At 62.8% G+C, this 24,451-nt stretch carries 32 protein-coding genes; 29 read left to right on the forward strand and 3 right to left on the reverse strand.

Annotation, left to right across the window (positions count from 1 at the left end):
• From rpsC to dsbD, 23 genes are all read left to right on the forward strand, one after another.
• On the forward strand, positions 1-795 hold the full coding sequence (rpsC, locus tag BVG12_RS21835; RefSeq protein WP_036240339.1) for a 30S ribosomal protein S3: 795 nt from the start codon (positions 1-3) through the stop codon (positions 793-795).
• 2 nt (positions 796-797) lie between these two features.
• The gene (gene rplP / locus BVG12_RS21840; RefSeq protein WP_005663456.1) at positions 798-1,217 is read left to right on the forward strand and encodes a 50S ribosomal protein L16; all 420 of its coding nucleotides are present in this window, start codon (positions 798-800) and stop codon (positions 1,215-1,217) included.
• Between the two features lie 12 nt (positions 1,218-1,229).
• A complete protein-coding gene (gene rpmC, locus BVG12_RS21845; protein ID WP_056449176.1) occupies positions 1,230-1,421 on the forward strand; it encodes a 50S ribosomal protein L29 in 192 nt (63 codons plus the stop codon).
• A complete protein-coding gene (rpsQ, locus tag BVG12_RS21850; RefSeq protein ID WP_075794237.1) occupies positions 1,418-1,690 on the forward strand; it encodes a 30S ribosomal protein S17 in 273 nt (90 codons plus the stop codon). Before rpmC ends, rpsQ begins: the two co-directional genes overlap by 4 nt.
• A 257-nt stretch (positions 1,691-1,947) precedes the next feature.
• The gene (gene rplN, locus BVG12_RS21855) at positions 1,948-2,316 is read left to right on the forward strand and encodes a 50S ribosomal protein L14 (protein ID WP_036240346.1); all 369 of its coding nucleotides are present in this window, start codon (positions 1,948-1,950) and stop codon (positions 2,314-2,316) included.
• A 10-nt stretch (positions 2,317-2,326) separates the two neighbouring features.
• Complete coding sequence (gene rplX / locus BVG12_RS21860) at positions 2,327-2,641, forward strand: 50S ribosomal protein L24 (RefSeq protein ID WP_036240348.1); 315 nt, start codon at positions 2,327-2,329, stop codon at positions 2,639-2,641.
• A gap of 6 nt (positions 2,642-2,647) precedes the next feature.
• Positions 2,648-3,187, forward strand: a complete 540-nt coding sequence (gene rplE / locus BVG12_RS21865) for a 50S ribosomal protein L5 (protein ID WP_075794238.1) — start codon at positions 2,648-2,650, stop codon at positions 3,185-3,187.
• Between the two features lie 4 nt (positions 3,188-3,191).
• Positions 3,192-3,497, forward strand: a complete 306-nt coding sequence (rpsN, locus tag BVG12_RS21870; protein ID WP_075794239.1) for a 30S ribosomal protein S14 — start codon at positions 3,192-3,194, stop codon at positions 3,495-3,497.
• Positions 3,498-3,511: 14 nt separating this feature from the next.
• Positions 3,512-3,907 carry a 30S ribosomal protein S8 gene (gene rpsH / locus BVG12_RS21875; RefSeq protein WP_036240352.1) on the forward strand — a complete coding sequence of 132 codons (396 nt, stop codon included), beginning with the start codon at positions 3,512-3,514 and terminating at the stop codon, positions 3,905-3,907.
• A gap of 10 nt (positions 3,908-3,917) precedes the next feature.
• Complete coding sequence (gene rplF / locus BVG12_RS21880; protein WP_075794240.1) at positions 3,918-4,451, forward strand: 50S ribosomal protein L6; 534 nt, start codon at positions 3,918-3,920, stop codon at positions 4,449-4,451.
• A 12-nt stretch (positions 4,452-4,463) separates the two neighbouring features.
• Positions 4,464-4,826, forward strand: a complete 363-nt coding sequence (rplR, locus tag BVG12_RS21885) for a 50S ribosomal protein L18 (protein WP_075794241.1) — start codon at positions 4,464-4,466, stop codon at positions 4,824-4,826.
• 12 nt (positions 4,827-4,838) lie between these two features.
• Positions 4,839-5,357 carry a 30S ribosomal protein S5 gene (gene rpsE, locus BVG12_RS21890; RefSeq protein WP_036240359.1) on the forward strand — a complete coding sequence of 173 codons (519 nt, stop codon included), beginning with the start codon at positions 4,839-4,841 and terminating at the stop codon, positions 5,355-5,357.
• An 11-nt stretch (positions 5,358-5,368) separates the two neighbouring features.
• Complete coding sequence (rpmD, locus tag BVG12_RS21895) at positions 5,369-5,548, forward strand: 50S ribosomal protein L30 (RefSeq protein WP_036240361.1); 180 nt, start codon at positions 5,369-5,371, stop codon at positions 5,546-5,548.
• A gap of 27 nt (positions 5,549-5,575) precedes the next feature.
• Positions 5,576-6,007 (forward strand): 50S ribosomal protein L15, encoded by a 432-nt coding sequence (rplO, locus tag BVG12_RS21900; RefSeq protein ID WP_036240364.1) that lies wholly within the window; start codon positions 5,576-5,578, stop codon positions 6,005-6,007.
• 29 nt (positions 6,008-6,036) lie between these two features.
• A complete protein-coding gene (secY, locus tag BVG12_RS21905; RefSeq protein ID WP_075794242.1) occupies positions 6,037-7,371 on the forward strand; it encodes a preprotein translocase subunit SecY in 1,335 nt (444 codons plus the stop codon).
• 32 nt (positions 7,372-7,403) lie between these two features.
• Complete coding sequence (gene infA, locus BVG12_RS21910) at positions 7,404-7,622, forward strand: translation initiation factor IF-1 (RefSeq protein WP_005663428.1); 219 nt, start codon at positions 7,404-7,406, stop codon at positions 7,620-7,622.
• A gap of 37 nt (positions 7,623-7,659) precedes the next feature.
• Positions 7,660-7,773, forward strand: a complete 114-nt coding sequence (rpmJ, locus tag BVG12_RS21915; RefSeq protein WP_005663407.1) for a 50S ribosomal protein L36 — start codon at positions 7,660-7,662, stop codon at positions 7,771-7,773.
• Positions 7,774-7,789: 16 nt separating this feature from the next.
• On the forward strand, positions 7,790-8,155 hold the full coding sequence (rpsM, locus tag BVG12_RS21920; RefSeq protein WP_036240369.1) for a 30S ribosomal protein S13: 366 nt from the start codon (positions 7,790-7,792) through the stop codon (positions 8,153-8,155).
• Positions 8,156-8,169: 14 nt separating this feature from the next.
• Positions 8,170-8,574, forward strand: a complete 405-nt coding sequence (gene rpsK, locus BVG12_RS21925) for a 30S ribosomal protein S11 (protein WP_036172227.1) — start codon at positions 8,170-8,172, stop codon at positions 8,572-8,574.
• Positions 8,575-8,816: 242 nt separating this feature from the next.
• Positions 8,817-9,440 carry a 30S ribosomal protein S4 gene (gene rpsD / locus BVG12_RS21930; protein WP_075794243.1) on the forward strand — a complete coding sequence of 208 codons (624 nt, stop codon included), beginning with the start codon at positions 8,817-8,819 and terminating at the stop codon, positions 9,438-9,440.
• A 257-nt stretch (positions 9,441-9,697) separates the two neighbouring features.
• Positions 9,698-10,675, forward strand: a complete 978-nt coding sequence (locus BVG12_RS21935; protein ID WP_036240374.1) for a DNA-directed RNA polymerase subunit alpha — start codon at positions 9,698-9,700, stop codon at positions 10,673-10,675.
• A gap of 257 nt (positions 10,676-10,932) precedes the next feature.
• Positions 10,933-11,328, forward strand: coding sequence for a 50S ribosomal protein L17 (rplQ, locus tag BVG12_RS21940; protein ID WP_075794244.1), 396 nt, complete (start codon positions 10,933-10,935; stop codon positions 11,326-11,328).
• Between the two features lie 111 nt (positions 11,329-11,439).
• The gene (gene dsbD, locus BVG12_RS21945) at positions 11,440-13,305 is read left to right on the forward strand and encodes a protein-disulfide reductase DsbD (RefSeq protein WP_075794245.1); all 1,866 of its coding nucleotides are present in this window, start codon (positions 11,440-11,442) and stop codon (positions 13,303-13,305) included.
• Between the two features lie 126 nt (positions 13,306-13,431).
• Here the strand turns inward: dsbD and BVG12_RS21950 are convergent, their stop codons facing one another.
• Complete coding sequence (locus BVG12_RS21950) at positions 13,432-13,923, reverse strand: Spy/CpxP family protein refolding chaperone (protein ID WP_075794246.1); 492 nt, start codon at positions 13,921-13,923, stop codon at positions 13,432-13,434.
• A gap of 183 nt (positions 13,924-14,106) precedes the next feature.
• Between BVG12_RS21950 and BVG12_RS21955 the strand changes: the two genes are divergently transcribed.
• The 5 genes from BVG12_RS21955 (at position 14,107) to BVG12_RS21975 (ending at position 21,815) form a co-directional block, all read left to right on the forward strand.
• Entirely contained in the window at positions 14,107-14,835 is a 729-nt protein-coding gene (locus BVG12_RS21955; RefSeq protein ID WP_075794247.1) for a response regulator, read from the forward strand.
• Positions 14,832-16,199, forward strand: coding sequence for an ATP-binding protein (locus tag BVG12_RS21960; RefSeq protein WP_083685302.1), 1,368 nt, complete (start codon positions 14,832-14,834; stop codon positions 16,197-16,199). The genes BVG12_RS21955 and BVG12_RS21960 overlap by 4 nt, the downstream gene beginning before the upstream one ends.
• Positions 16,200-16,343: 144 nt before the next feature.
• Positions 16,344-17,513, forward strand: a complete 1,170-nt coding sequence (locus BVG12_RS21965; protein WP_075794249.1) for an efflux RND transporter periplasmic adaptor subunit — start codon at positions 16,344-16,346, stop codon at positions 17,511-17,513.
• 5 nt (positions 17,514-17,518) lie between these two features.
• Positions 17,519-20,635, forward strand: coding sequence for an efflux RND transporter permease subunit (locus BVG12_RS21970; RefSeq protein ID WP_075794250.1), 3,117 nt, complete (start codon positions 17,519-17,521; stop codon positions 20,633-20,635).
• Between the two features lie 361 nt (positions 20,636-20,996).
• Positions 20,997-21,815 (forward strand): hypothetical protein, encoded by an 819-nt coding sequence (locus tag BVG12_RS21975; protein ID WP_229503681.1) that lies wholly within the window; start codon positions 20,997-20,999, stop codon positions 21,813-21,815.
• Between the two features lie 33 nt (positions 21,816-21,848).
• On the opposite strand, the gene hemB is transcribed toward BVG12_RS21975, so the two are convergent.
• A complete protein-coding gene (gene hemB / locus BVG12_RS21980) occupies positions 21,849-22,862 on the reverse strand; it encodes a porphobilinogen synthase (protein ID WP_075794252.1) in 1,014 nt (337 codons plus the stop codon).
• A gap of 14 nt (positions 22,863-22,876) precedes the next feature.
• The gene (yihA, locus tag BVG12_RS21985) at positions 22,877-23,566 is read right to left on the reverse strand and encodes a ribosome biogenesis GTP-binding protein YihA/YsxC (RefSeq protein ID WP_075794253.1); all 690 of its coding nucleotides are present in this window, start codon (positions 23,564-23,566) and stop codon (positions 22,877-22,879) included.
• 194 nt (positions 23,567-23,760) lie between these two features.
• On the opposite strand from yihA, the gene BVG12_RS21990 reads away from it, so the two are divergent.
• Complete coding sequence (locus BVG12_RS21990) at positions 23,761-24,444, forward strand: c-type cytochrome (protein ID WP_075794254.1); 684 nt, start codon at positions 23,761-23,763, stop codon at positions 24,442-24,444.
• The last annotated feature ends 7 nt before the right edge of the window (positions 24,445-24,451 follow it).

Genomic DNA, 24,451 nt, shown 5'->3' on the forward strand with positions numbered 1-24,451 from the left:
ATGGGTCAGAAAATCCACCCAACCGGCTTCCGCCTGGCGGTCACCCGTAACTGGGCATCGCGCTGGTACGCTGGCAACGGCAACTTTGCCGACATGCTGAAGGAAGACCTGGAAGCCCGCGCTTTCCTGAAGAAGAAACTGAAGAACGCCTCCGTCGGCCGCATCGTCATCGAGCGTCCGGCCAAGAACGCGCGCTTCACGATCTACTCGTCGCGTCCGGGCGTGGTCATCGGCAAGAAAGGCGAAGACATCGAAGTCCTGAAGTCGTCGCTGACCAAGATCATGGGCGTGCCGGTGCACGTCAATATCGAAGAAATCCGCAAGCCGGAAATCGACTCGCAGCTGATCGCCGACTCGATCGCCCAGCAGCTCGAAAAGCGTATCATGTTCCGCCGCGCCATGAAGCGCGCGATGCAGAACGCGATGCGTCTGGGCGCTGTCGGCATCAAGATCATGTCGTCGGGCCGTCTGAACGGCATCGAGATCGCACGTACCGAATGGTACCGCGAAGGCCGTGTGCCCCTGCACACCCTGCGCGCCGACATCGACTACGGCACCAGCGAAGCCTCGACCACGTACGGCATCATCGGCGTGAAAGTCTGGGTTTACAAGGGTGACCGTTCGCCGACCGGCGAAGCACCGGTGATCGACGTCCCGGCCGACGAGAAGAAGCCGCGCGGCCCGCGTCGCGACGACGGCAAACCGGCTGGCCGTGGCCGCCCGGGCGCCAAGCCAGGTACCGCACCAGCAGGCCGCCGCGCTGCCAAGCCGGCTGCTGAGAAAGCAGGAGAATAAGCATGCTGCAGCCATCCCGCAGAAAGTATCGTAAAGAGCAGAAAGGCCGTAACACCGGCATTTCGCACACCCGCGGCACCGCGGTCTCGTTCGGTGAGTTCGGCCTGAAGGCGGTTGCCCGCGGCCGTATCACTGCACGTCAGATCGAAGCTGCACGTCGTGCCATGACCCGTCACATCAAGCGTGGCGGCCGTATCTGGATCCGTATCTTCCCGGACAAGCCGATCTCGAACAAGCCGGCTGAAGTCCGTATGGGTAACGGTAAGGGTAACCCGGAGTACTACGTGGCCGAGATCCAGCCGGGCAAGGTCCTGTACGAAATGGACGGTGTCGCCGAAGAACTGGCGCGCGAAGCATTCCGCCTGGCTGCCGCCAAACTGCCGCTGGCGACGACGTTTGTCGTGCGTCAAGTCGGCCAATAACAGGAGTTAAGAATGAAAGCAACGGAACTCCGCGGCAAGGACCAGGCAGCTCTGCAACAAGAGCTGAATGAGCTGCTGAAGGCACAGTTCGGCCTGCGCATGCAAATCGCTACGCAGCAACTGACGAACACCGCCCAGCTCAAGAAGGTGCGCCGCGATATCGCGCGTGTCAAGACCGTGATGACCCAGAAGGAAGCCAAATGAACGACACCACTAAAACGGCGCTGAAGCGTACGCTGGTCGGCAAGGTCGTGTCCGACAAGATGGACAAGACGGTGACCGTGCTGGTTGAGCGTCACGTCAAGCACCCGCTGTACGGCAAGATCATCGTGCGCTCGAACAAGTATCACGCGCACGACGAGACCAACCAGGCCAAGACCGGCGACACGGTCGAGATCATGGAAGGTCGCCCGATCTCGAAGACGAAGGCTTGGACTCTGACCAAGGTTGTGCAGGTCGCACAGGTTCTGTAATGCCTGAAGAGGCGTTTTTTACAACGCCTTCAAAAAATTAGTCTTGCGTGGCCCGCTGGTATGTGGAATACTAGCGGGCTTCGTTCATGTGTTGCCGCAGTTCGTCCTTCGGTAACTGCGGCCTGCAACGAACATTGGAAAGTCCAATCACCCAAACGTACGCGCTTGCAATGAGTGCGGACGGCGGGACCAAGACTGACCGCAGGCCTACGGTTTTCCGTGGGGTTTCTTCGGCTTAAGTTGGGAAAGAAAATATCATGATTCAAACCGAAAGCCGGCTCGAAGTGGCCGACAATACCGGTGCAAAAGAAGTTCTGTGCATCAAGGTATTGGGCGGCTCCAAACGCCGTTACGCCAGCATTGGCGACGTGATCAAAGTCACCGTGAAGCAAGCTGCTCCGCGCGGCCGCGTCAAGAAAGGTGAAATTTACAACGCCGTGGTCGTGCGTACCGCTAAAGGTGTGCGCCGCCAGGACGGCTCCCTGGTGAAGTTCGACGGCAACGCCGCCGTCCTGCTGAACAACAAGCTGGAGCCGATCGGTACCCGCATCTTTGGACCGGTGACGCGCGAACTGCGTACCGAAAAGTTCATGAAGATCGTGTCCCTGGCACCTGAAGTTCTGTAAGGGAGTCGCAATGGATAAGATTCGTAAAAACGACGAAGTCATCGTTCTGGCCGGTAAAGACAAGGGCAAGCGCGGTGTCGTTCAGCAGCGCGTAGATGCTGAGCACGTCATCGTCGAAGGCGTGAACGTGGCCAAGAAGGCCGTCAAGCCGAACCCGATGACCGGCGTAACTGGTGGTATCGTCGACAAGACCATGCCGATTCACGTGTCGAACGTCGCGCTGTTCAACGCAGCGACCGGCAAGGCTGATCGCGTTGGCTTCAAAGAAGTGGATGGCAAAAAAGTCCGCGTCTTCAAGTCGAACGGCGAAGTAGTGAAAGGGTAATGAGAAATGGCCCGTCTCCAACAACTGTATAAAGACAAAGTCGTTGCCGAACTGACCGAAAAATTCGGTTACAAGTCGGTGATGGAAGTGCCGCGCCTGACCAAGATCACCCTGAACATGGGTCTGTCGGAAGCTGTCGCCGACAAGAAGATCATCGAGCACGCTACCGGCGACCTGACGAAGATCGCCGGCCAGAAGCCGGTCGTGACCAAGGCTCGCAAGGCAATCGCAGGTTTCAAGATCCGCGAAGGCTACCCGATCGGCACGATGGTGACCCTGCGCGGCGCCCGCATGTACGAATTCCTGGATCGCTTCATCACCGTGGCTCTGCCGCGCGTGCGTGACTTCCGTGGCGTGAGCGGCAAATCGTTCGACGGTCGCGGCAACTACAACATCGGCGTCAAAGAGCAGATCATCTTCCCGGAAATCGATTACGACAAGATCGATGCGCTGCGTGGCATGAACATCTCGATCACCACGACCGCTAAGACCGACGAAGAAGCCAAAGCGCTGCTCGCCGCATTCAAATTCCCGTTCCGGAACTAAGAACATGGCAAAACTTGCACTGATTAACCGCGAACAGAAGCGTGCAGACCTGGTGGAGAAATTCGCCGCAAAGCGTGCCGCTCTGAAAGCAATCATCGACGACCAGTCGAAGACCGAAGAAGAGCGTTACGAAGCACGCCTGAAGCTGCAGGCCCTGCCGCGTAACTCGGCCCCGTCGCGCCAGCGTAACCGCTGCGCCATCACCGGCCGTCCCCGTGGCACTTTCCGTAAATTCGGTCTGGCCCGTACCAAACTCCGCGAATTCGCCATGAAAGGCGAAATCCCGGGTATGACCAAAGCTAGCTGGTAATAGGAGAATAAGCAATGAGTATGAGCGATCCTATCGCCGATATGCTGACCCGTATTCGCAACGCGCAAGGCGTGCAGAAGACCACCGTCGAAATGCCGTCGTCGAAGCTGAAAGTTGCGATTGCCAACGTCCTGAAGGACGAGGGTTACATCGAAGATTACGCCGTGTCCACCGAAGGTGGCAAGGCTGAACTGAAAATCGGTTTGAAGTACTACGTCGGCCGTCCGGTTATCGAGCGCATCGAGCGCGTCTCCCGTCCTGGCCTGCGCATCTACAAGGGCAAAGATGAGATCCCTCAGGTCATGAACGGCCTGGGTGTGGCGATCGTCTCGACCCCGAAGGGTGTGATGACCGACCGCAAAGCACGCGCAACCGGTGTCGGTGGCGAAGTGATTTGCTACGTGGCTTAAGGAGTAGACGATGTCTCGAGTAGCTAAGATGCCAATCGCCGTCCCGGCCGGTACCGATGTCGCGATCAACGCGTCGTCGATCACCGTCAAGGGCCCGCTGGGCACCCTGACCCAGTCGCTGAACGGCATGGTCAAAGTGGAAAACAACAATGGCACGCTGACCTTCGACGTGATCGACGATTCCCGCGAATCGAACGCCATGTCGGGCACCCTGCGTGCACTGGTGAACAACATGGTGACCGGTGTCACCAAAGGTTTCGAAAAGCGCCTGACCCTGGTCGGCGTGGGTTACAAGGCCGCCGTCCAAGGCAACGCCCTGAACCTGTCGCTGGGCTTCTCGCACCCGGTCCTGCACGCGATGCCCGAAGGCGTCACCGCAGCGACCCCGACCCCGACCGAGATCCTGATCAAGGGTATCGACCGTCAAAAGGTCGGCCAGGTTGCCGCAGAAGTGCGCGCTTACCGCTCGCCTGAGCCGTACAAAGGCAAGGGTGTCCGTTATGCGGACGAAGTGGTGAAGCTTAAAGAAACCAAGAAGAAATAATCGGAGCTGACGATGGACAAGAAAGAATCGCGTCTGCGTCGCGGACGCCAAACCCGCATCAAGATCGCGCAGCTGGGCGTGAACCGCCTGTCGGTGCATCGCACCAACCTGCACATCTATGCGAACCTGATCAGCCCGGATGCGAAGGTCCTGGTTTCGGCTTCGACGCTGGAAGCAGAAGTGCGCGCCGAACTGGCTGGCAAGACCGGCGCGGGCGGCAACGTCGCCGCCGCTGCCCTGGTTGGCAAGCGCGTCGCAGAAAAAGCACTGAAAGCAGGGATCACCGAAGTCGCATTCGACCGTTCGGGTTTCCGTTACCACGGCCGTGTGAAGGCGCTGGCAGATGCCGCGCGCGAAGCTGGTCTGAAGTTCTAAGGAAGAATCGTCATGGCAAAAATGCAAGCGAAAATGGCAAGCGACAAGCCGGATGATGGCATGCGCGAGAAAATGATCGCGATCAACCGCGTCACCAAAGTGGTGAAGGGTGGTCGTATCATGGGTTTTGCAGCGCTGACCGTTGTCGGTGACGGCGATGGCCGCATCGGCATGGGCAAAGGCAAGTCGAAGGAAGTTCCGGTCGGCGTGCAGAAAGCGATGGAAGAAGCCCGCCGCAACCTGATCAAGGTGCCCCTCAAGAACGGCACGCTGCAGCACAGCGTCACCGGCCGCCACGGCGCGTCGTACGTGATGATGTCGCCGGCCAAGCCGGGTACCGGCGTGATCGCAGGTGGCGCAATGCGCGCAATCTTCGAAGTGATGGGCGTGACCGACGTCGTCGCCAAGTCGACCGGTTCGTCGAACCCGTACAACCTGGTTCGCGCGACCCTCGACGGTCTGGCAAAAATGAGCACTCCGGCCGACATCGCTGCCAAGCGCGGCAAGTCGGTGGAAGAGATCCTGGGTTAAGGGGAACAACTATGGCAAACACCATCAAAGTCAAGCTGGTCAAAGGCCTGATCGGTACCCGCCAGGATCACCGCGCCACCGTGCGCGGTCTGGGTCTGCGTCGTGTCAACTCGGTTTCCGAGCTGCAGGACACCCCGGCGATCCGCGGCATGATCAACAAGGTCAACTACCTCGTGAAAATTGTCGACTAAGCCGCGGCTTGGTCAACGGAGAAAATAATGCAACTCAATACCATCCAACCCGCTGAAGGCGCGAAACACGCCAAGCGCCGCGTCGGTCGCGGTATCGGCTCGGGCCTGGGCAAGACCGCCGGCCGCGGCCACAAGGGTCAGAAATCGCGTTCGGGCGGCTTCCACAAGGTCGGTTTCGAAGGCGGCCAGATGCCGCTGCAGCGCCGTCTGCCGAAGCGTGGCTTCAAGTCGCTGAACGCTACGTTCAAGGCTGAAGTGCGTCTGTCGGACCTGAACAACCTGGCCGTCGCCGACGTCGACGTCCTGGTGCTCAAGCAAGCCGGCGTGCTGCCGGTCGTGGCTCGCGATGTGCGCGTGATCCTGTCGGGCGAAATCACCAAAGCGGTGAACCTGAAAGGCATCAAGGCGACCGCTGGCGCGAAAGCAGCCATCGAAGCAGCTGGCGGTTCGGTCGCCTAAACGCGGCCGCTGCCTGATCGGAGCAAAAATTGGCGACTAATTCACAACTTGGTAAAAGTGCTGCTTCCGGCTTCCCATGGGGCCGGTTGTGGTTCTTGCTTGGCGCATTGGTCGTGTACCGTATCGGAGCTCACATCCCGGTCCCCGGGATTGACCCGATCGCCATGGCCCAGCTGTTTAAGCAGAACGAGGGCGGCATCCTGGGCATGTTCAACATGTTCTCGGGCGGCGCCTTGTCCCGCTTTGCCGTGTTCGCTCTTGGCATCACGCCTTACATTTCGGCTTCGATCATCATGCAGCTGGTGTCGATCGTCTCGCCGCAGATGGAGGCACTGAAGAAAGAGGGCGAGTCCGGACGCCGCAAGATCACCCAGTACACCCGTTATTTCACGGTCGTGCTGGCTCTGTTCCAGGCGTTCGGCATCGCCGTCGCGCTCGAGGCGCAGCAAGGCCTCGTGCTCGATCCGGGCGTGGCGTTCCGCTTCGTGACCGTCGTGACCCTGCTGACCGGCACCATGTTCCTCATGTGGCTCGGCGAGCAGATCACCGAACGTGGTCTTGGCAACGGTATCTCGATCATCATTTTTGCCGGTATCGCAGCGGGTCTGCCGAATGCACTGGGTAGTCTGTTCACCCTGGTGTCGAACGGTTCGATCGGCAGCTTCTCCGCGATCATCATCGTGATTCTGGTAGCCCTGGTGACTTACGCTGTCGTGTTCGTCGAACGCGGTCAGCGCAAGATCCTGGTGAATTACGCGAAACGCCAGGTCGGTAACAAGATTTACGGTGGCCAGACCAGCCACCTGCCGTTGAAGCTGAACATGGCCGGCGTGATCCCGCCGATCTTCGCTTCTTCGATCATCCTGTTCCCGGCCACGATCGTCGACTGGTTCACGCGCGGCAAAGATGTCAACAACCCGTTCATCGGGTTCTTGAAAGACCTCGCTGCCTCGCTGAGCCCGGGCGAACCGATCCACGCGTTGCTGTATGCGGTGGCCATCGTGTTCTTCTGCTTCTTCTACACGGCGCTGGTATTCAACAGCAAGGAAACGGCGGACAACTTGAAGAAGAGCGGCGCGTTTGTACCGGGCATCCGTCCGGGCGAGCAGACCGCGCGCTACATCGACAAGATCCTGATGCGCCTGACCCTCGCCGGTGCGGTCTACATCACGCTGGTATGCCTGTTGCCGGAGTTCCTGCAGAGCCAATGGAAAGTACCTTTCTACTTTGGCGGAACCTCGCTCCTGATCATCGTGGTCGTCACGATGGATTTCATGGCGCAAGTGCAGAACTACGTCATGTCGCAGCAATATGAATCGCTGCTGCGCAAGGCTAATTTCAAGGGCGGTATCCCGTCGCGTTGAGCGGCCGGCGCCTCCAGGAGTGAATAGACCGAATGGCAAAAGACGACGTCATCCAAATGCAAGGGGAGATTCTGGAGAACCTCCCGAACGCGACCTTTCGCGTAAAGCTGGAAAACGGGCACGTGGTGCTTGGACATATCTCGGGTAAAATGCGAATGAATTACATCCGCATTCTTCCGGGTGACAAGGTAACGGTGGAACTGACCCCTTACGACTTGTCCCGGGCCCGCATCGTGTTCCGCACCAAGTAAAACTAATCAAGTTATCGAATCTGGAAGAGAGTGCAAAATGAAAGTTAACGCTTCAGTCAAGCGGATCTGCCGCAACTGCAAGATCATCAAGCGCAAGGGCGTGGTCCGTGTGATCTGCGTCGAGCCGCGTCACAAGCAGCGTCAAGGTTAATTTCGAGGAATAACGAATGGCACGTATTGCAGGGGTCAACGTCCCCAATCATCAGCACACCGTCATCGGCCTGACGGCAATCTATGGCATCGGCCGTACCCGCTCGAAGCAGATCTGCGAATCGACCGGCGTTGCGACCAACAAGAAGGTCAAGGACCTGGACGACAACGAACTGGAAAAGCTGCGTGATGCAGTCGGCAAGTTCGTCGTCGAGGGCGACCTGCGCCGTGAGCTGTCCATGAGCATCAAGCGTCTGATGGATCTGGGTTGCTACCGCGGTATGCGTCACCGCAAGGGCCTGCCGGTCCGCGGCCAGCGCACCCGTACGAATGCCCGCACCCGCAAGGGCCCGCGCAAGGCAGCTCAATCGCTCAAGAAATAATCTAGGAACTGACCATGGCTAAGCAACAAAGCTCGGCGGCTGCAGCCCGCATCCGCAAGAAAGTCAAGAAGAACGTCGCGGAAGGCATCGCACACGTCCACGCATCGTTCAACAACACCATCATCACGATCACCGATCGTCAGGGCAATGCTCTGTCGTGGGCGACGTCCGGCGGCGCAGGCTTCAAGGGTTCGCGTAAATCGACCCCGTTCGCGGCCCAGGTCGCAGCCGAAGCAGCTGGCAAGGTTGCTCAGGAATACGGCGTGAAGAACCTGGAAGTGCGTATCAAGGGCCCGGGCCCGGGCCGTGAGTCCGCTGTGCGCGCGCTGAACAACCTGGGTATCAAGATCACCGAGATCCAGGACGTGACGCCGGTTCCGCACAACGGCTGCCGTCCGCCGAAGCGTCGTCGTATCTAATACTGCCCGGGCGGTTTGCGCCGCCCGTCGTAGTCGCGATACGCCACACGCCGTGGTGTAAAGAATCGCCGGTGCAGTTAACCCCGAAATGGGTTATACTGCCCGGCTATTGTCGCCTTGGGCCGTCCTGGTCCCGAGGTATTTTGTAAGCCACGTCCGGTCTCATCGAAGAACTGGACTAGCGCCTGTTGTGGTGTCAAGCCGCATCCGGGGCGTGATCATTCAAACAAAGGAAGTTTAACGTGGCACGTTATATCGGACCTAAAGCAAAACTGTCGCGCCGTGAAGGCACCGACCTGTTCCTGAAGAGCGCACGCCGCTCGCTCGATTCGAAGTGCAAACTGGACGTCAAGCCGGGCCAGCACGGCGTCAAGTCGGGCCAGCGTACGTCGGACTACGGCAACCAGCTGCGTGAAAAGCAGAAGGTCAAGCGTATCTACGGCGTGCTGGAGCGTCAGTTCCGCCGCTACTTCGCCGAAGCGTCGCGCCGCAAGGGCAACACCGGCGAGACCCTGCTGAAGCTGCTGGAATCGCGTCTGGACAACGTCGTCTACCGCATGGGCTTCGGCTCGACCCGCGCCGAAGCACGTCAGCTGGTCAGCCACAAGGCCCTGACCGTGAACGGCAACGTCGTGAACATCGCTTCGTACCAAGTCAAGACCGGCGACGTCATCGCCGTCCGCGAAAAGGCCAAGAAGCAGACCCGTATCGTCGAAGCCCTGTCGCTGGCCGACCAGGTTGGCTTCCCGAGCTGGGTGTCGGTCGATGCCAAGAAGATGGAAGGCACCTTCCGTACGTTCCCGGAGCGTAACGAGATCGCTGCCGACGTCAACGAAGCGCTGATCGTCGAACTGTACTCGCGTTAATCGACGACCCCGGGACGGCGTACGCCGTCCCTTGTCGTCTCCGCGCAGGCGGGGATCCATGCTGACGGGCCGAAGTCGGCTCAGTATGGATTCCCGCTTTCGCGGGAAATCAGGTCCGGCAGTGCCGGGCATGACGAAGTTTTATGCTTCGTCATAACACCGAATTCGCCTTACCGCCTGCTCGCAGAAGCAGGCGTTTCTACTGATGCCATCAGCCTTATCGGTGTAACGAGCCGAGGGTATTGAAGAGGACACTCATGCAAAATAGTTTGTTGAAGCCACGTATTATCGATGTCGAAACGCTCGGCGCCGGCCACGCGAAAGTCGTGATGGAACCGTTCGAACGTGGTTATGGCCACACGCTGGGTAACGCGCTGCGCCGCGTGCTGCTGTCGTCGATGATCGGCTACGCGCCGACCGAAGTGACGATCGCCGGTGTCGTGCACGAGTACTCGTCGCTGGACGGCGTGCAGGAAGACGTCGTCGACCTGCTGCTGAACCTGAAAGGCGTCGTGTTCAAAGTGCACAACCGCGACTCCGTGACGCTGACCCTGAAAAAGGAAGGCGAAGGCCCGGTCCTGGCATCGGATATCGACCTGCCGCATGACGTGGAACTGATCAACCCGGAACACGTGATCGCCCATCTGACGGCTGGCGGCAAGCTGGACATGCAGATCAAGGTCGAAAAAGGCCGCGGCTATGTGCCGGGTAACGTGCGCCGCCTGTCGGAAGACACGAACAAGACCATCGGCCGCATCATCCTGGACGCATCGTTCTCGCCGGTCCGCCGCGTGTCGTACGCCGTGGAATCGGCCCGTGTCGAACAGCGTACCGACCTGGACAAGCTGATCATCAACATCGAGACCAACGGCGTGATCACGCCGGAAGAAGCGATCCGCCAGTCGGCCCGCGTCCTGGTCGACCAGCTGAACGTGTTCGCTGCCCTGGAAGGCACGGAAGCCGCCGCCGAAGCACCGTCGCGTGCACCGCTGGTCGATCCGATCCTGCTGCGTCCGGTGGACGACCTGGAGCTGACCGTCCGTTCGGCAAACTGCCTGAAGGCCGAGAACATCTATTACATCGGCGACCTGATCCAACGTTCGGAAAACGAACTGCTCAAGACGCCGAACCTGGGCCGCAAGTCGCTGAACGAGATCAAGGAAGTCCTGGCTTCCCGTGGCCTCACGCTCGGCATGAAGCTCGAGAACTGGCCGCCGGCTGGTCTGGAGAAGTAATTTCGGTTGGGGCCGCGAGAAACCTACTGCGCGGGCGCATTTTGAGTCTGCGATGCTCGCCGTACCGTAAGTACGGCTGTGCTTCTCGACTCAAGCAGAGCCCGCTCGCTACGGTTTCTCGCGACCCTGATACGCTAGCTGTTTTTTTGTAATACCCGCCGAGAACAGGTCGTTCAAGGCGTTAACTCGAACCGGCCCGCGCCTCAACGGAGGCGATCGAAGAGCTCGGATTTAAACTTAACTCGAAAGGAAATACCATGCGTCACCGTCACGGCCTTCGCAAGCTGAACCGTACCTCGTCCCACCGTCTCGCCATGCTGCGCAACATGACCGTTTCGCTGCTGCGTCACGAAGCGATCAAGACCACCGTTCCGAAAGCCAAGGAACTGCGCAAAGTCGTCGAGCCGATCATCACCCTGGGCAAGAGCGACACCCTGGCCAACAAGCGCCTGGCATTTGCCCGCCTGCGTGACCGCGAAATCGTCCAGAAGCTGTTCGCCGAAATCGGCCCGCGCTACAACGCGCGTCCGGGCGGCTACATCCGCATCCTGAAGATGGGCTTCCGCGTTGGCGACAACGCGCCGATGGCATTCGTCGAGCTGGTCGACCGTCCGGAAGTCACCTCGGCTGAAGACGCGCCGACCGCCGAGTAATCGCGGTTCGAGCAACATGAAAAACCAGGCTCCGGCCTGGTTTTTTTTCGCCTGCAGCGCACTAAGCGCACCCGGTGTACCATGCTGATGCGTTGAACCAATAATCCGACCATGTTCCGATCTCCCTTCCTGTCGATTGTGCGCCTGCTGGCCGCGCTGCTGCTGGCCTGCTTCGCCTTCGCGCCCGCGGCCCAGGCCGATGACGACTTCCTGCCGCCCGACCAGGCATTCAAGTTTTCCGCGCACATGGCGGACGCGCACACGATCGTCGTCAACTATGCGATCGCCGACGGCTACTACATGTACCGCGAGCGCTTCCACTTCAGTGCGAACGGCGCGACGCTGGGCGAGCCCGCCATCCCGCCCGGCAAGATCAAGTTCGACGACACGTTCCAGAAAAACGTCGAGACCTATCACAACGGCATCGAGATCCGCATCCCGGTCGAGGCCACCGGACCATTTACATTGAACGCCACCGGCCAGGGTTGCGCGGACAAGGGCCTGTGCTATCCGCCGCAGGACACGTCCATCCAGCTGACGCCTGCTGGCGGCAGTGGGCCGCAGATGAGCGTCGCGCCGGGGCAATCGCTGCCGGCCGGGCAGGGCGGCTTCGCGTTCCCCGGCAAAGCGCCCGGGCCGGTGCCGCAAGCCGACGCGCCCGTCGCGCCGGCACCAGCGCAGGCACCAGCGCCGGCAAGCGGCAAGCCCGCCGCGCCGTCCGAGTTGTCCGGCATCGCTTCTCTGCTGCAGGGCGGCCGCCTGCTGGCCATCGTCCCCGCGTTCATCCTGCTGGGCCTGGGCCTCGCGTTCACGCCGTGCGTGCTGCCGATGGTGCCGATCCTGTCGTCGATCATCGTCGGCGAGGGTGGTCAGGTGCACCGCACGCGCGGCTTCGTGCTGTCGCTTGCCTATTCTCTCGGGATGGCGATCGTCTACACCGCGCTGGGCGTCGCCGCCGGCCTCGTCGGCGAGGGACTCGCGGCCGCGCTGCAGAATCCGTGGGTCCTGTCCGCCTTCGCGCTGCTGATCGCGGCGATGTCGCTGTCGATGTTCGGCGTGTTTCAGTTGCAGGTGCCCGCCGCGCTGCAGACCCGCCTGGCCAGCGCCTCCGGCCGCCAGGCGTCGGGCAAGCTGGCCGGCGTATTCGTGATGGGCGCCATCTCCGCATTGATCGTCGGCCCGTGCGTGGCCGCGCCGCTGGCCGGGGCGCTCGTGTACATCAGCCAGACGCGCGACGTCGTCATCGGCGGCGCCGCGCTGTTCGCGATGGCGATCGGCATGAGCATTCCGCTGCTGCTCGTCGGCGTGTCGGCCGGCTCGCTGCTGCCGCGCGCGGGCATGTGGATGGAGGCCGTGAAGCGTTTCTTCGGCGTGCTGATGCTGGCGATGGCCCTGTGGATGGCCGCGCCCGTGCTGCCGGGTCTGGTGCAGATGCTGCTGTGGGTCGCGCTGTTGCTGGGCTATGGGTTCTATTTGCTGCGCGGACGGGGACACTGGGCCGGCCTCGCCCTCGGCGCCGCCTGCGTCGTGCTGGGCGCCACGCAATTGGTCGGCGTGGCCAGCGGGGCGCGCGATCCGCTTGCGCCGCTGGCCCGCTTCACCGGCGGCGCGCCGGCGCAACCGCTCGCGTTCACGCGCATCAAGACCGTGGCGCAGCTCGATGCCGCGCTCGCCGCGACGGGCGGCCGCACCGCGCTGCTGGACTTTTATGCCGACTGGTGCGTGTCGTGCAAGGAGATGGAAAAGCTGACGTTCGTCGATCCGGCCGTCAAGGCACGGCTGGCGAACACCGTCCTGCTGCAGGTGGACGTGACGGCCAACGATGCGGACGACCGCGCGATGCTCAAGCGGTTCGGGCTGTTCGGGCCGCCGGGAATCATCCTGTTCGACCGGCAGGGGACCGAAGTTGCGGACAGCCGGGTGATCGGCTATCAGGATGCGAACAAATTCCTCGGGTCGTTGAGTAAGCTGCAGTAATCAACCGCAGCAAGCAACGTCGTCCTCGCGAAAGCGGGGCCATACTGCGCCGGCCCGGGATGCTCAGCATGGGGCGGAAAGAGCCTGGGGGGCTGTTCCCGCCCGTGCGGGAACGACGGTGATTCGTCAGCCTTGTGCAGTATGGCCGCGGTGTTGCCACCCGCCATGGCCGTGGCCGAAGCGCGCCGCCTTCTCGTCGAACGTTTTTTTCTGATCCGCGCTCAGCACGGAATAGAAGGTAGTCAGCGCACCTTGGCGCTGTTCCAGCGCCGCCGTGCGCTGCTTCTGCAACTCGATCATCTTCGCCATGCGTTCCGGCGCCGTCAGGTTGGCCCAGGCGGCGCGATCGTGCGACTGGCGTGTCGGCGGCTGCATCGACGCGACGAAGGCGTTCCACGCGTTTTCCTGGGCCGGCGTGATCTTCAGTTCGTCATGCAGCTTGGCGACACGTTGAGCGCGCAACTGGGCACGCTGTTCCGGCGTCAGTGTCTGGTGCTGCATGCCGTGGCGGGCTTGCGGTGCGGCCTGGTCCGTCGTCTGTGCATGGGCGCCCAGCGCGGCAGCGCCCAGGGTCAGCGCGGACAGAGCGGCAAGAAGGTGTTTGCGGTAGGTTTTCATCTCTGGTTTCCTAGTCAGGGGTCAACGTGGCAGACGGCCACACGTCGTCATCATGGGCGGCAGATGTAAGCGCAGCGTTTCCGCTGTCTCGTTCTTTGTATCAATTTGTTTCCCTGGAAGATCCATATACAAGCCGATACAAAGTGGCTGTTCAGGGCTCCGACAAGTCGCGATAATGACGACATGGACAATCCATCTACCATCCTGATCGTCGACGACGACCGCGATATCCGCTCGCTGCTGGCCGATTACCTGGAAGCGAACGGCTACCGCGCGCTCGCCGCGGCCGACGGCAACGCCATGTGGAAAATCCTGGACGAGTCGCGCCCGGACCTGATCGTGCTCGACCTGAACCTGCCGGGCGACGACGGCCTCACGCTGTGCCGCAAGCTGCGCGCGCATTCGACCATGCCGGTCATCATGCTGACCGCCCGCAGCGAGCCGCTGGACCGCATCCTCGGCCTGGAAATGGGCGCCGACGACTACCTGCCGAAACCGTTCGAGCCGCGCGAACTGCTGGCGCGCATCCGCAGCGTGCTGCGGCGCAGCCACGCGATGCCGCCGAACTCGCAGGCGGAAAACGTGCAGCAGATGAAATTCTCGGGCTGGACGCTCGACCTCACCGCGCGCCACCTCGTCAATCCGCAGGGCGTGATCATCATGCTGTCGGGCGCCGAGTTCCGCCTGCTGCGCGTGTTCCTGGAACACCCGAACCGCGTGCTGAACCGCGACCAGCTCCTGAACCTCACGCAGGGCCGCGACGCCGATCCGTTCGACCGCTCGATCGACATCCAGATCAGCCGCCTGCGCCAGAAGCTGGGCGAGGATGCGCGCATGCCCCAGATCATCAAGACCGTCCGCAACGGCGGCTATGTGCTGGCCGGCCAGGTTACGGTGGAGCCGAGCGCGTGAGAGCTTTCCTCGGCTCGATGACGGGCCGCGTGTTTGCCACCCTGCTGCTCGGCATCCTGCTCACGGCCGCGCTGACCCAGCTGCTGGCCGACGCCGAGCGCCAGCACGTCATCGACGAATTCCGCGACCTGCACAATCTCGACCGTGCCGAACAGCTGATCATGGCCACCGAGATCGTCCCCGAGTCCGCGCGCAAGGCCTACCTGGACGTGGCCAACCGCCCCGGCATGCGGCTCGTCGACGTCGACACTGTCCCGGCCGCGCTTGCGCCGGGCAATTCCGAATTCACCCAGGCCCTCGCGGCCCGCATGGGCAAAGGCTATGTGATGCGATCCCTCGCCGCGCGTCCGGCGGCGTGCGCGACGGCGCGCGAACAGCCCGTCGTATTCGGCCTGCTGCGCATGAAGTGGCGCGGCACGTGCGAGAGCATCAGCGTGCGCCTGCGCGACGGCGACGAGCTCGTGCTGTCCGTGCTGCCGCCGCGCTCGGCCACGTCGCCGCAGCGTACCGACTACACGTGGACCATTTCGATCTTCCTCGTCAGCGTCGCCTTCCTCGCCTACCTCGTGGCGCGCATGACGACGCGGCCGCTGAAGCAGCTGGCGCAGGCCGCGAAAGACCTCGGCAACGACATCAACCACCCGCCGCTCGACCTCACGGGCGCCGACGAGATCCGCCAGGCCAGCGCCGCGTTCAACGCGATGCAGGCGCGCATCCGCCAGTACATCTTCCAGCGCACGCAGATGCTGGCCGCCATCACCCACGATCTGCAGACGCCGCTCACGCGCATGCGCCTGCGCCTGGAAAAGGTCAGCGAGCCGGAATTGAAGGAGCGCCTGATCGGCGACCTGTCGGCGATGCAGGCGATGGTGCGCGAAGGCCTCGACCTCGCGCGCAGCATGGACACGACGGAAGCCATGCAGATGCTGGACCTCGACTCGCTGCTGGATTCCGTGGTCGCCGACGCGGCCGAGAGCTGCCAGCGCGTGACCCTGTCCGGCCATGCCGGCATGGCGCTGCTGGGCCGGCCGATGGACCTGCGCCGCTGCCTCGTCAACCTGATCGACAACGCCGTCAAATACGGCTACACGGCCAAGGTCAGCGTCGACCGCATCAACGGCGCGGCACGCATCCGCATCCGCGATACCGGCCCCGGCATCCCGGGCGGCGAGCTGGCGCGTGTGTTCGACCCGTTCTACCGGGTGGAAACGTCGCGTTCGCGCGAGTCGGGCGGGACGGGTCTGGGGCTCACGATCGCGCGCAACATCGCCGAGCAGCACGGCGGCAGCATCAGCCTCGTCAACCACCCGGAAGGCGGCCTCGAAGCGACCCTGATGCTGCCGGAATACTACCCAGGCAAGTAAGCAAAAAAATCGTCCCGACAGAAACAATGCTGTTACACCCGTGTGGGACAATTCTTGACGGAGGCTGGGCCTTGCCGGCCGGCGTCATCCTCATCGCATAAATAATATAAGAGATCGACCGCCGACGGCGGCACAGGGAGTGGAATGAAAAGCAAGAATATCGCGATTGTCGTCGGCATCGTCGTGGCCGTCGGCGCCGGTACATGGACCGTGAATCACGGGCCCGATTCGCACGCCGACGGTGCCGCCGCCCCGGGCGGCAAGGGCAAGGGTGAGCAGCCGCCGGCGGTCGTCAACGTCGTGGCGCCGCAGCGCGAGGACGTCGCCGTCGTGCAGCAGGCCAACGGCACCGTCACGCCGATCCGCACCGTCGACCTGCACCCGCAGACGACGGCCACCATCCGCCAGGTCCACATCAAGGAAGGCCAGTTCGTCAAACAGGGCGAGCTGATGTTCTCGCTGGACGACCGCGCCGACCGCGCCAACCTCGACAAGGCGCAAGCCCAGGTCGAGCGCGACCGCGCGTCGCTGGCCGACCTCGAGCGCCAGTTCAAGCGGAGCCAGGATCTGTTTGCCCAGAAATTCATCGCCCAGAGCGCCGTCGACACCCTGCACGCCCAGGTCGACCAGGCCCGCGCCACCCTGCAGTCCGACGTCGCGGCCGCGCGCGCGAGCAGCGTCGCGACGAGCTACACGGCCATCCGCGCGCCGATGTCCGGCCGTGTGGGCGGCATCAACGTCTATCCGGGCAGCCTCGTGCAGCCGGCGACGTCGCTCACGACGATCACCCAGCTGGACCCGATCACCGTCGCGTTCACCTTGCCCGAATCGAGCCTGCCCGGCCTGCTGGCCGCCCAGAAGCGCGGCAAGGTCGAGGTCGAAGCACTGCCGGGCGCCGACCTGCCTCCCGTCAAAGGCACGCTCAGCTTCGTCGACAACACCGTCGACCCGGCGGCCGGCACGATCAAGGTGAAGGCCGAGTTCGACAACCGCGAAACGACCCTGTGGCCCGGCCAGTACGTGAACACGAAGCTCATCGTGCAGACGCTCAAGAATGCCGTCGTGATCCCGCAGAACGCCATCATCACCAATGCCCAGGGCACGTTCGTGTACGTGCTGGAGAAAGACCAATCCGCACGCCTCGTGCCCGTGCAGCGCGTGTACGGCGCCGGCACGGTTGCCGCCGTGAGCGGTCTCGCCGGCAGCGAACAAGTCATTACCGAGGGCAAGCAGAACGTGCGTCCCGGCGCCCGGGTGCGGCTCGCCTCCGAGCTGGGCAAAGGTAAAGACGTCCACGTGGCCGACAAGGGCTGAACGCGATGAATCTGTCCGAACTGTGCATCCGCCGGCCCGTGATGGTCGTGCTGCTGTCGATCAGCCTGATCCTGGTCGGCATCCTGGCCTATTCCCACATCCCCGTCGCGGCGCTGCCCAGCTATAACACGCCCGTCATCAACGTCAATGCCAACCTGGACGGCGCCAGCCCCGAGACGATGGCGTCGTCCGTCGCGCTGCCGCTCGAAAAGCAGTTCTCGACGATCGCCGGCATCAACCTGATCACGTCGACGAGCACGCAGGGCAGCACGTCGCTCACGTTGGAATTCGATCCGTCGATCGACGTCAACGCGGCCGCCGTCGACGTCCAGGCCGCGCTGCTCGCGGCCCAGCGCCAGCTGCCGCAGGAAATGACGACGATGCCGTCGTACCGCAAGGTCAACCCGGCCGACGCGCCCGTGTTGTTCATGACGATGACGTCGCCGTCGATGAATCTGTCGGAGCTGAACGACTACGCGGAAAACCTCGTGTCGCCCGCGATCTCGACCTTGCCGGGTGTCGCCCAGGTGTCCGTCAACGGCGGCAAGCGCTTCGCCGTGCGCGTGCGCGCGAAGACCGACCTCATGAATGCCCGCAACATCACGATGGACGAGCTGGCGACGGCGCTGCGCTCGGCCAACTCGAACTCGGCGCTGGGCATCCTCGACGGTCCGCAGCAGACGCTGACCATCCAGGGCCCCGCGCAGATGATGAAGGCGGCCGATTTCGAGCACCTGATCGTCGCCACCCGCGACAACCTGCCGGTGCGCCTGAAGGACGTGGCCACCGTCGAGGACAGCTACCAGTCGACCCGCGCATTCGGCGCCTACAATGGCGAGCGCGCCATCGTGCTGCTCGTGCAGCGCCAGCCGAACGCGAACACGGTCGAAGTGGTCGACGGCGTGCGCCGCCTGCTGCCGCGTTTCCAGTCGCAGCTGCCCGCGTCCATCAAGATCAACCTCGTCAACGACCGCTCCAAGTCGATCCGCGAGGCGATCCACGACGTCAACTTCACGCTGGCGCTGACGGTCGGCCTCGTCGTGCTCGTGATCTTCCTGTTCCTGCACCGCGCGTCGGCCACGTTCATCCCCGCGATCACGATGCCGATCTCGCTGCTGGGCGCGCTGGCGTTGCTGTTCTGGCTCGGCTACAGCCTCGACAACATTTCTCTGCTGGGCATCACGCTCGCCGTCGGCCTCGTCGTCGACGATGCCATCGTCGTGCTGGAAAACATCGTGCGCCACATCGAGATGGGCAAGAAGCCGCTGCGCGCGGCGCTCGACGGCTCGCGCGAGATGGGTTTCACCATCTTGTCGATCTCGGTGTCGCTCGTCGCCGTGTTCATTCCGATCTTCTTCATGCCGGGCGTGATCGGCCTGCTGTTCCACGAATTCGCCGTCATCGTCGGCCTGGCCATCCTGGTGTCGGCCGCGGTGTCGCTGACGCTCGTGCCGATGCTGTCCTCGCGCTTGCTGCCGTCGCACGGCCACGACCACACGGAAGAGAAGAGCTTCATCGGCCGCCATTTCGAACGCGGCTTCACGCTGCTGCGCAACGCGTACGAAACGACGCTCGACGTGGCGCTGAAGCACCGCTTCGTCGTATTGATCATCGCGTTCGGTACGTTCGCGCTGACCGTCGTGCTGTACACGACCATTCCCAAAGGCTTCTTTCCGGAGGAAGACATCGGCCAGCTGCGTCTGACGACCGAGGCCGCCGAGGACATTTCGTCGTCCGCGATGGTCACGCTGCAGACGAAGGTCGCCGATGTGGTCCAGGCCGACCCGGCCGTGCAAGACGTCACGTCGTTCTCGGGCGGCGGCAACAGCGGCCGCATGTTCATCGTGCTGAAACCGCGCGACCAGCGCGACAAGATGCCGCAGGTGGTCGACCGTCTGCGCAAGGCCACGCACAAGATCCCGGGCGTCAACGTCTACATGGCACCGGTGCAAAACCTGCAACTGGGCGGCCGCCAGAGCAAGAGCCGCTACCAGTACACCTTGCAGAGCGTATCCGGCGCGGACATCAGCCAGTGGGCCAACGAGTACATGGAGCGCATGCGCAACAACCCGTTGTTCCGCGACGTCACCAGCGACACCCAGGACAAGGGCCTGCAGGCCAAGCTCGACATCGACCGCGACAAGGCCAACCTGCTGGGCGTGCAGCTGGGCGACATCCGCACGGCGCTGTACGCGGCGTTCGGCGAGCGCCAGGTGTCGACGATCTATTCGAGCGCGGCCAGCTATTACGTGATCCTGGAAACGGCCAACGAAGACCGCCAGTTCGAGGACGCGCTGTCGCGCCTGTCGGTGCGCAGCAAGACGGGCCAGCTCGTGCAGCTGTCCAGCGTGGCGACGGTGAAACGCACGGTCGGCCCCATCGCCGTCAACCACCAGGGCCAGTTGCAGGCGATCACGCTGTCGTTCAACCTGGCGCCGGACGCGCCGCTCGGCGACGCCACCGCCGCCATCGAACAGATGGGCCGCGACATGAAGCTGCCCGCGTCCGTCATCACGAAGTATGGCGGCGACGCGGCCGTGTTCCAGGATTCGCAGTCGAGCCAGCTGATCCTGATCGTGGCGGCCGTCGGCGTGATCTATGTGCTGCTGGGTGTGCTGTACGAGAGTTTTATCCACCCGATCACGATCCTGGCCGGTCTGCCGTCCGCCGCGGTGGGGGCGCTGCTGACGCTGCGCCTGTTTAATCTGGACCTGACGATGATCGCCATCATCGGCATCCTGATGCTGATCGGCATCGTCAAGAAGAACGCGATCATGATGATCGACTTCGCCCTCGACGCCCAGCGCAACCAGGGCATGACGCCCGAGCGGGCGATCCGCGAGGCGTGCATCCTGCGCTTCCGCCCGATCATGATGACGACCATGGCGGCACTGATGGGCGCGCTGCCGATCGCCCTCGGCCTGGGTGCCGGCGCCGAGCTGCGCCAGCCGCTGGGCCTGGCCGTGTGCGGCGGGCTGATCTTCTCGCAAGTGATCACGCTGTACATCACGCCGGTGATCTACCTGTACCTCGACAAGTACAGCGGCAGCGGGCCGATGACGGATGCGCAGGTCGTCGAGATGGAGCAGGGGCCGAAGGTGATGCTCAGCAAGGTCGCTTAACCGCGCCCCGCGAAGGCGGGGCCCATACTGAGCGGGCCAAGACACTCAGCGTGGGTTCCCGCGTGCGCGGGAATGACGTGGCGATGTGAAATGAGGGCATAACCCATTTCACATCGACCGATTCCTTGGCGCAAGGTTGATACACACTGTAACAACCTTTAAGCTACCCAGCTTGTACTCTGATTACAGATCCTTAACAGCGCGTGCGCAGAAAAACCAAACGGGTTAGACTGCGCCTCGTCAATATCTTTTTACTGCCCCCTGACCAGGGGCCTTCACTATTTTGCGTGACCATTCCCACATCCCCATGGAAGACAGCGATGTCTGCGTACATTGCGGCCAACCGCTGCCTGGACGGAAAGTGGTCACCTATGGTGAAAAAGGCCCGAACCGCACCGGTATCGCGATCACGATCGCGCTGCACCTGCTGCTCGTGGCCATCTGGTTGGTCCAGCCCAAGACGGAACGCCATGCGCCGCCGAAGGCCGGCGAAGCCGTCGTCTGGCTGCCCCCGCTGAAACCGAACAAGCCCGCCGCCAAGCCGGCCGAGCAGGCACCGAAAAAGACCGCGAAGGAGGCGCCATCGAAGCTGGCGCCGCCGCGTGTGATCCGCATGCCGCGCCTGCCGAACACGATCACCGTGCCGGACGTTAAGCCGGCGGAGGAAAAGCCGAAGCCGACCAAGGAAGAGACGAAGGCGCCGCCGCAGGAAGTCGACATGCAGGCCTATATCGACGCCCAGCGCAAGCGCCGCGGCGCGCCGGCCCAGACGGACCAGGCCGAGGAAAGCGAAGCGTCACGCGGCACGCGCAACGCGCTCGCGAACATCGCCGCCATCAACGGCCGCGGCGGCCAGGACCCGAACGAGACGGGCGGCGTGTTCAGCGTCACCAACAAGACGTTCAGCACGGCCGACCTGAAATTCCGCGGCTGGAACCCGAACTTCAAGCGCCGCTGGCTGACGGCCGTGACGGTCGAGCGCGGCAGCGAGCCGGACATCGAGACGGCCATCGTCAAGAAGATGATCGAACTGATCCGCAAGGAAAAGAGCGGCGACTTCGAGTGGGACTCGCATCGCCTGAACCGCGTCGTCACCTTGTCGGCAAGGCCGCAGGATACGCAGGAACTGATGAACTTCCTGTACAAGGAAATGTTCCCGGAATACAAACCGCCGCGATAAAACAAAAAACCGCGCCTCGGCGCGGTTTTCGTTTTACGCCGCGGCTTTCAAGCGCCGCGCCACATCCATCGCGAAATACGTCAGCACCCCATCCGCCCCGGCACGCTTGAACGACATCATCGTTTCCATGATGACCTTGTCCGGATCGAGCCAGCCGTTCTGGAACGCCGCCTGCAGCATCGCGTACTCGCCGCTGACCTGGTAGGCGAACGTCGGCACCTTGAACTCGTCCTTCACGCGGCGCACGACGTCGAGGTAGGGCATGCCCGGCTTGACCATGACCATGTCCGCGCCTTCCGCGATGTCCAGCGCCACTTCGCGCAGGGCTTCGTCGCTGTTGGCCGGGTCCATCTGGTACGTGTTCTTGTCGGCCTTGCCCAGGTTGGCCGCCGAGCCCACGGCTTCGCGGAACGGGCCGTAATAGCCCGACGCGTACTTGGCCGAGTAGGCCATGATGCGCGTGTGGATGAAGTCCTTCTCTTCCAGCGCCATGCGGATCGCGCCGATGCGGCCGTCCATCATGTCCGACGGCGCCACGATGTCGACGCCGGCCTCGGCCTGCGCGAGCGCCTGGCGCGTCAGCATGGCGATCGTCTTTTCGTTGACGATGTAGCCGTTCTCGTCCGGCAGGCCGTCCTGGCCGTGGGTCGTGTACGGGTCCAGCGCCACGTCCGTCATGATGCCCAGTTGCGGGAAGTGGCGCTTCAGTTCGCGCACGGCGCGCGGGACGAGGCCGTCCGGGTTCGTCGCCTCGACGCCGTCATACGTCTTCAGCGACGCCTCGACGACGGGGAATAGCGCGAGCACGGGAATGCCCAGCGCGACGGCTTCCTCGGCCACTTTCATCAACAGGTCGACGGACAGGCGTTCCACACCGGGCATCGACGCCACCTGCTGGCGCTGGTTCTGGCCGTCGAGGATGAACACGGGATAGATCAGGTCGGACGGCGTGACGACGTTCTCTCGCATCAGGGCGCGCGAGAACGGGTCGCGGCGCATGCGGCGCATGCGCACGGCGGGGTATTGCGAAGGCGTGATGATCGGCATGTCGGTTCCTGAGTTTATTGTTGTTCGGGATCGGCCGGATCGTCCTCCAGGCCGAGCAGTTCGATGATCTTGTCGTTGGCTTCGTCGATGCCGATGCGCTTGAGCGCCGAGAACAGCTGGACGGTGAACGGGAAGCCGTTGCCTTCCTCGTCGACATAGCTGTCCAGCACCTGCTGCGCCTGGCGCAGGGCGTTGACGGATTCGTTGCGGTTGAGCTTGTCGACCTTCGTGAGGATGCAGTGGATCGGCTTGCCCGTCGGGGCGAACCATTCCAGCATCTGGATGTCGAGCTCGGTGAACGGGCGGCGCGAGTCCATGATCAGGACGAGCGCGGCCAGCTGTTCGCGGCGCTGCACATAGTCGCCCAGCAGTCGTTGCCAGTGCAGCTTGGCATCGCCCGACACTTCCGCGTAGCCATAGCCCGGCAGGTCGACGAGCAGGCCCTGGATCTCATCGACGTTCGTCGGGTCCTTGCGGTGCATGGCGACGTGGGCGCCGCCGATCGAAAAGAAATTGATGTGCTGCGTGCGGCCGGGCGTCTTGGACGCGAAGGCCAGACCCTTCTGGTTCGTCAGAATGTTAATCGCCGTCGATTTGCCCGCATTGGACCGGCCGGCGAAGGCGATTTCCGGCACCTGCGTCTTGGGAAGATCCCGCAGCTGGTTGACGGTCGTGAAGAAACGGGCTTGCCAGAGTTTGGACATGAGGGAAGTGGAGCGAAAAAGACAACGAAGGTGAGGGCAGGAAACAAAGGCTATTGTACAATAGGGAGTTACCTGCCGCCGGCGAGCCTGAAGGACCGGACGCCGACGCGGAGGGCACGAGCATGACCGCTGCACTGTAACTGCAAGTCGGGCCTTTGGGCCCAGTTAATCTTTGACTTTTTCAGGGTGCTTGAATGAATCGTGTGTTTCAACCGGCCGCATGCGCGGCGATCGTGAAGTCCTTGCTGGCCAGTTTCCTCATCGTGGGCAGCGCTCTTGCAGCGGACGCGGCCCACGCGCCCCCAGCGGCCGCCAAGGCCGATCCGGCCAAGGGCGGTTCCCTCTACGACACCGGCGACAATGCCCGCGGCCTGCCGGCCTGCGCGTCCTGCCACGGCGCCGGCGGCAATTCGACCATCAACACCAATCCGAAGCTGGCCGGCCAGATTGACACGTACATCCACAAGCAGCTCGTCGACTTCACGACGCCGGCCCGCAACCAGCCCGTGATGACGACGTACGCCAAGATGCTGAGCGACGACGAAAAGAAAAACATCGCCGCCTATCTGGCCACGCAGCAGCCCAAGCAGGGCGCCGCCCGCAACAAGGACACACTGGAACTGGGCCGCAAGATTTATCGCGGCGGCATCGCAGACCGCGGCGTGGCCGCCTGCGCCAGCTGCCACGGCGCGACCGGTTCGGGCATCCCGGCCCAGTACCCGCGCATCGCGGGCCAGCACCAGGATTACACCGTCGCCCAGCTGCAGGCGTTCAAGACCGGCGCGCGCAACAACAGCCCGCAGATGGCCACGCTGGCCAAGCGCCTGTCGGATGACGAAATGAAAGCCGTGGCGGACTATATCGCCGGCCTGAAGTAATTGGCCG

The sequence above is a fragment of the Massilia putida genome (assembly GCF_001941825.1).
In the GTDB taxonomy this organism is placed as follows: Bacteria; Pseudomonadota; Gammaproteobacteria; order Burkholderiales; family Burkholderiaceae_D; genus Telluria; species Telluria putida.

Excerpts from the sequence above, each read along its gene's own strand:
- rpsC (WP_036240339.1), top strand. The coding sequence starts at position 1 with ATGGGTCAGAAAATCCACCCAACCGGCTTCCGCCTGGCGGTCACCCGT.
- rplP (WP_005663456.1), top strand. The coding sequence starts at position 798 with ATGCTGCAGCCATCCCGCAGAAAGTATCGTAAAGAGCAGAAAGGCCGT.
- rpmC (WP_056449176.1), top strand. The coding sequence starts at position 1,230 with ATGAAAGCAACGGAACTCCGCGGCAAGGACCAGGCAGCTCTGCAACAA.
- rpsQ (WP_075794237.1), top strand. The coding sequence starts at position 1,418 with ATGAACGACACCACTAAAACGGCGCTGAAGCGTACGCTGGTCGGCAAG.
- rplN (WP_036240346.1), top strand. The coding sequence starts at position 1,948 with ATGATTCAAACCGAAAGCCGGCTCGAAGTGGCCGACAATACCGGTGCA.
- rplX (WP_036240348.1), top strand. The coding sequence starts at position 2,327 with ATGGATAAGATTCGTAAAAACGACGAAGTCATCGTTCTGGCCGGTAAA.
- rplE (WP_075794238.1), top strand. The coding sequence starts at position 2,648 with ATGGCCCGTCTCCAACAACTGTATAAAGACAAAGTCGTTGCCGAACTG.
- rpsN (WP_075794239.1), top strand. The coding sequence starts at position 3,192 with ATGGCAAAACTTGCACTGATTAACCGCGAACAGAAGCGTGCAGACCTG.
- rpsH (WP_036240352.1), top strand. The coding sequence starts at position 3,512 with ATGAGTATGAGCGATCCTATCGCCGATATGCTGACCCGTATTCGCAAC.
- rplF (WP_075794240.1), top strand. The coding sequence starts at position 3,918 with ATGTCTCGAGTAGCTAAGATGCCAATCGCCGTCCCGGCCGGTACCGAT.
- rplR (WP_075794241.1), top strand. The coding sequence starts at position 4,464 with ATGGACAAGAAAGAATCGCGTCTGCGTCGCGGACGCCAAACCCGCATC.
- rpsE (WP_036240359.1), top strand. The coding sequence starts at position 4,839 with ATGGCAAAAATGCAAGCGAAAATGGCAAGCGACAAGCCGGATGATGGC.
- rpmD (WP_036240361.1), top strand. The coding sequence starts at position 5,369 with ATGGCAAACACCATCAAAGTCAAGCTGGTCAAAGGCCTGATCGGTACC.
- rplO (WP_036240364.1), top strand. The coding sequence starts at position 5,576 with ATGCAACTCAATACCATCCAACCCGCTGAAGGCGCGAAACACGCCAAG.
- infA (WP_005663428.1), top strand. The coding sequence starts at position 7,404 with ATGGCAAAAGACGACGTCATCCAAATGCAAGGGGAGATTCTGGAGAAC.
- rpmJ (WP_005663407.1), top strand. The coding sequence starts at position 7,660 with ATGAAAGTTAACGCTTCAGTCAAGCGGATCTGCCGCAACTGCAAGATC.
- rpsM (WP_036240369.1), top strand. The coding sequence starts at position 7,790 with ATGGCACGTATTGCAGGGGTCAACGTCCCCAATCATCAGCACACCGTC.
- rpsK (WP_036172227.1), top strand. The coding sequence starts at position 8,170 with ATGGCTAAGCAACAAAGCTCGGCGGCTGCAGCCCGCATCCGCAAGAAA.
- BVG12_RS21935 (WP_036240374.1), top strand. The coding sequence starts at position 9,698 with ATGCAAAATAGTTTGTTGAAGCCACGTATTATCGATGTCGAAACGCTC.
- rplQ (WP_075794244.1), top strand. The coding sequence starts at position 10,933 with ATGCGTCACCGTCACGGCCTTCGCAAGCTGAACCGTACCTCGTCCCAC.
- dsbD (WP_075794245.1), top strand. The coding sequence starts at position 11,440 with ATGTTCCGATCTCCCTTCCTGTCGATTGTGCGCCTGCTGGCCGCGCTG.
- BVG12_RS21950 (WP_075794246.1), bottom strand. The coding sequence starts at position 13,923 with ATGAAAACCTACCGCAAACACCTTCTTGCCGCTCTGTCCGCGCTGACC.
- BVG12_RS21955 (WP_075794247.1), top strand. The coding sequence starts at position 14,107 with ATGGACAATCCATCTACCATCCTGATCGTCGACGACGACCGCGATATC.
- BVG12_RS21965 (WP_075794249.1), top strand. The coding sequence starts at position 16,344 with ATGAAAAGCAAGAATATCGCGATTGTCGTCGGCATCGTCGTGGCCGTC.
- BVG12_RS21970 (WP_075794250.1), top strand. The coding sequence starts at position 17,519 with ATGAATCTGTCCGAACTGTGCATCCGCCGGCCCGTGATGGTCGTGCTG.
- hemB (WP_075794252.1), bottom strand. The coding sequence starts at position 22,862 with ATGCCGATCATCACGCCTTCGCAATACCCCGCCGTGCGCATGCGCCGC.
- yihA (WP_075794253.1), bottom strand. The coding sequence starts at position 23,566 with ATGTCCAAACTCTGGCAAGCCCGTTTCTTCACGACCGTCAACCAGCTG.
- BVG12_RS21990 (WP_075794254.1), top strand. The coding sequence starts at position 23,761 with ATGAATCGTGTGTTTCAACCGGCCGCATGCGCGGCGATCGTGAAGTCC.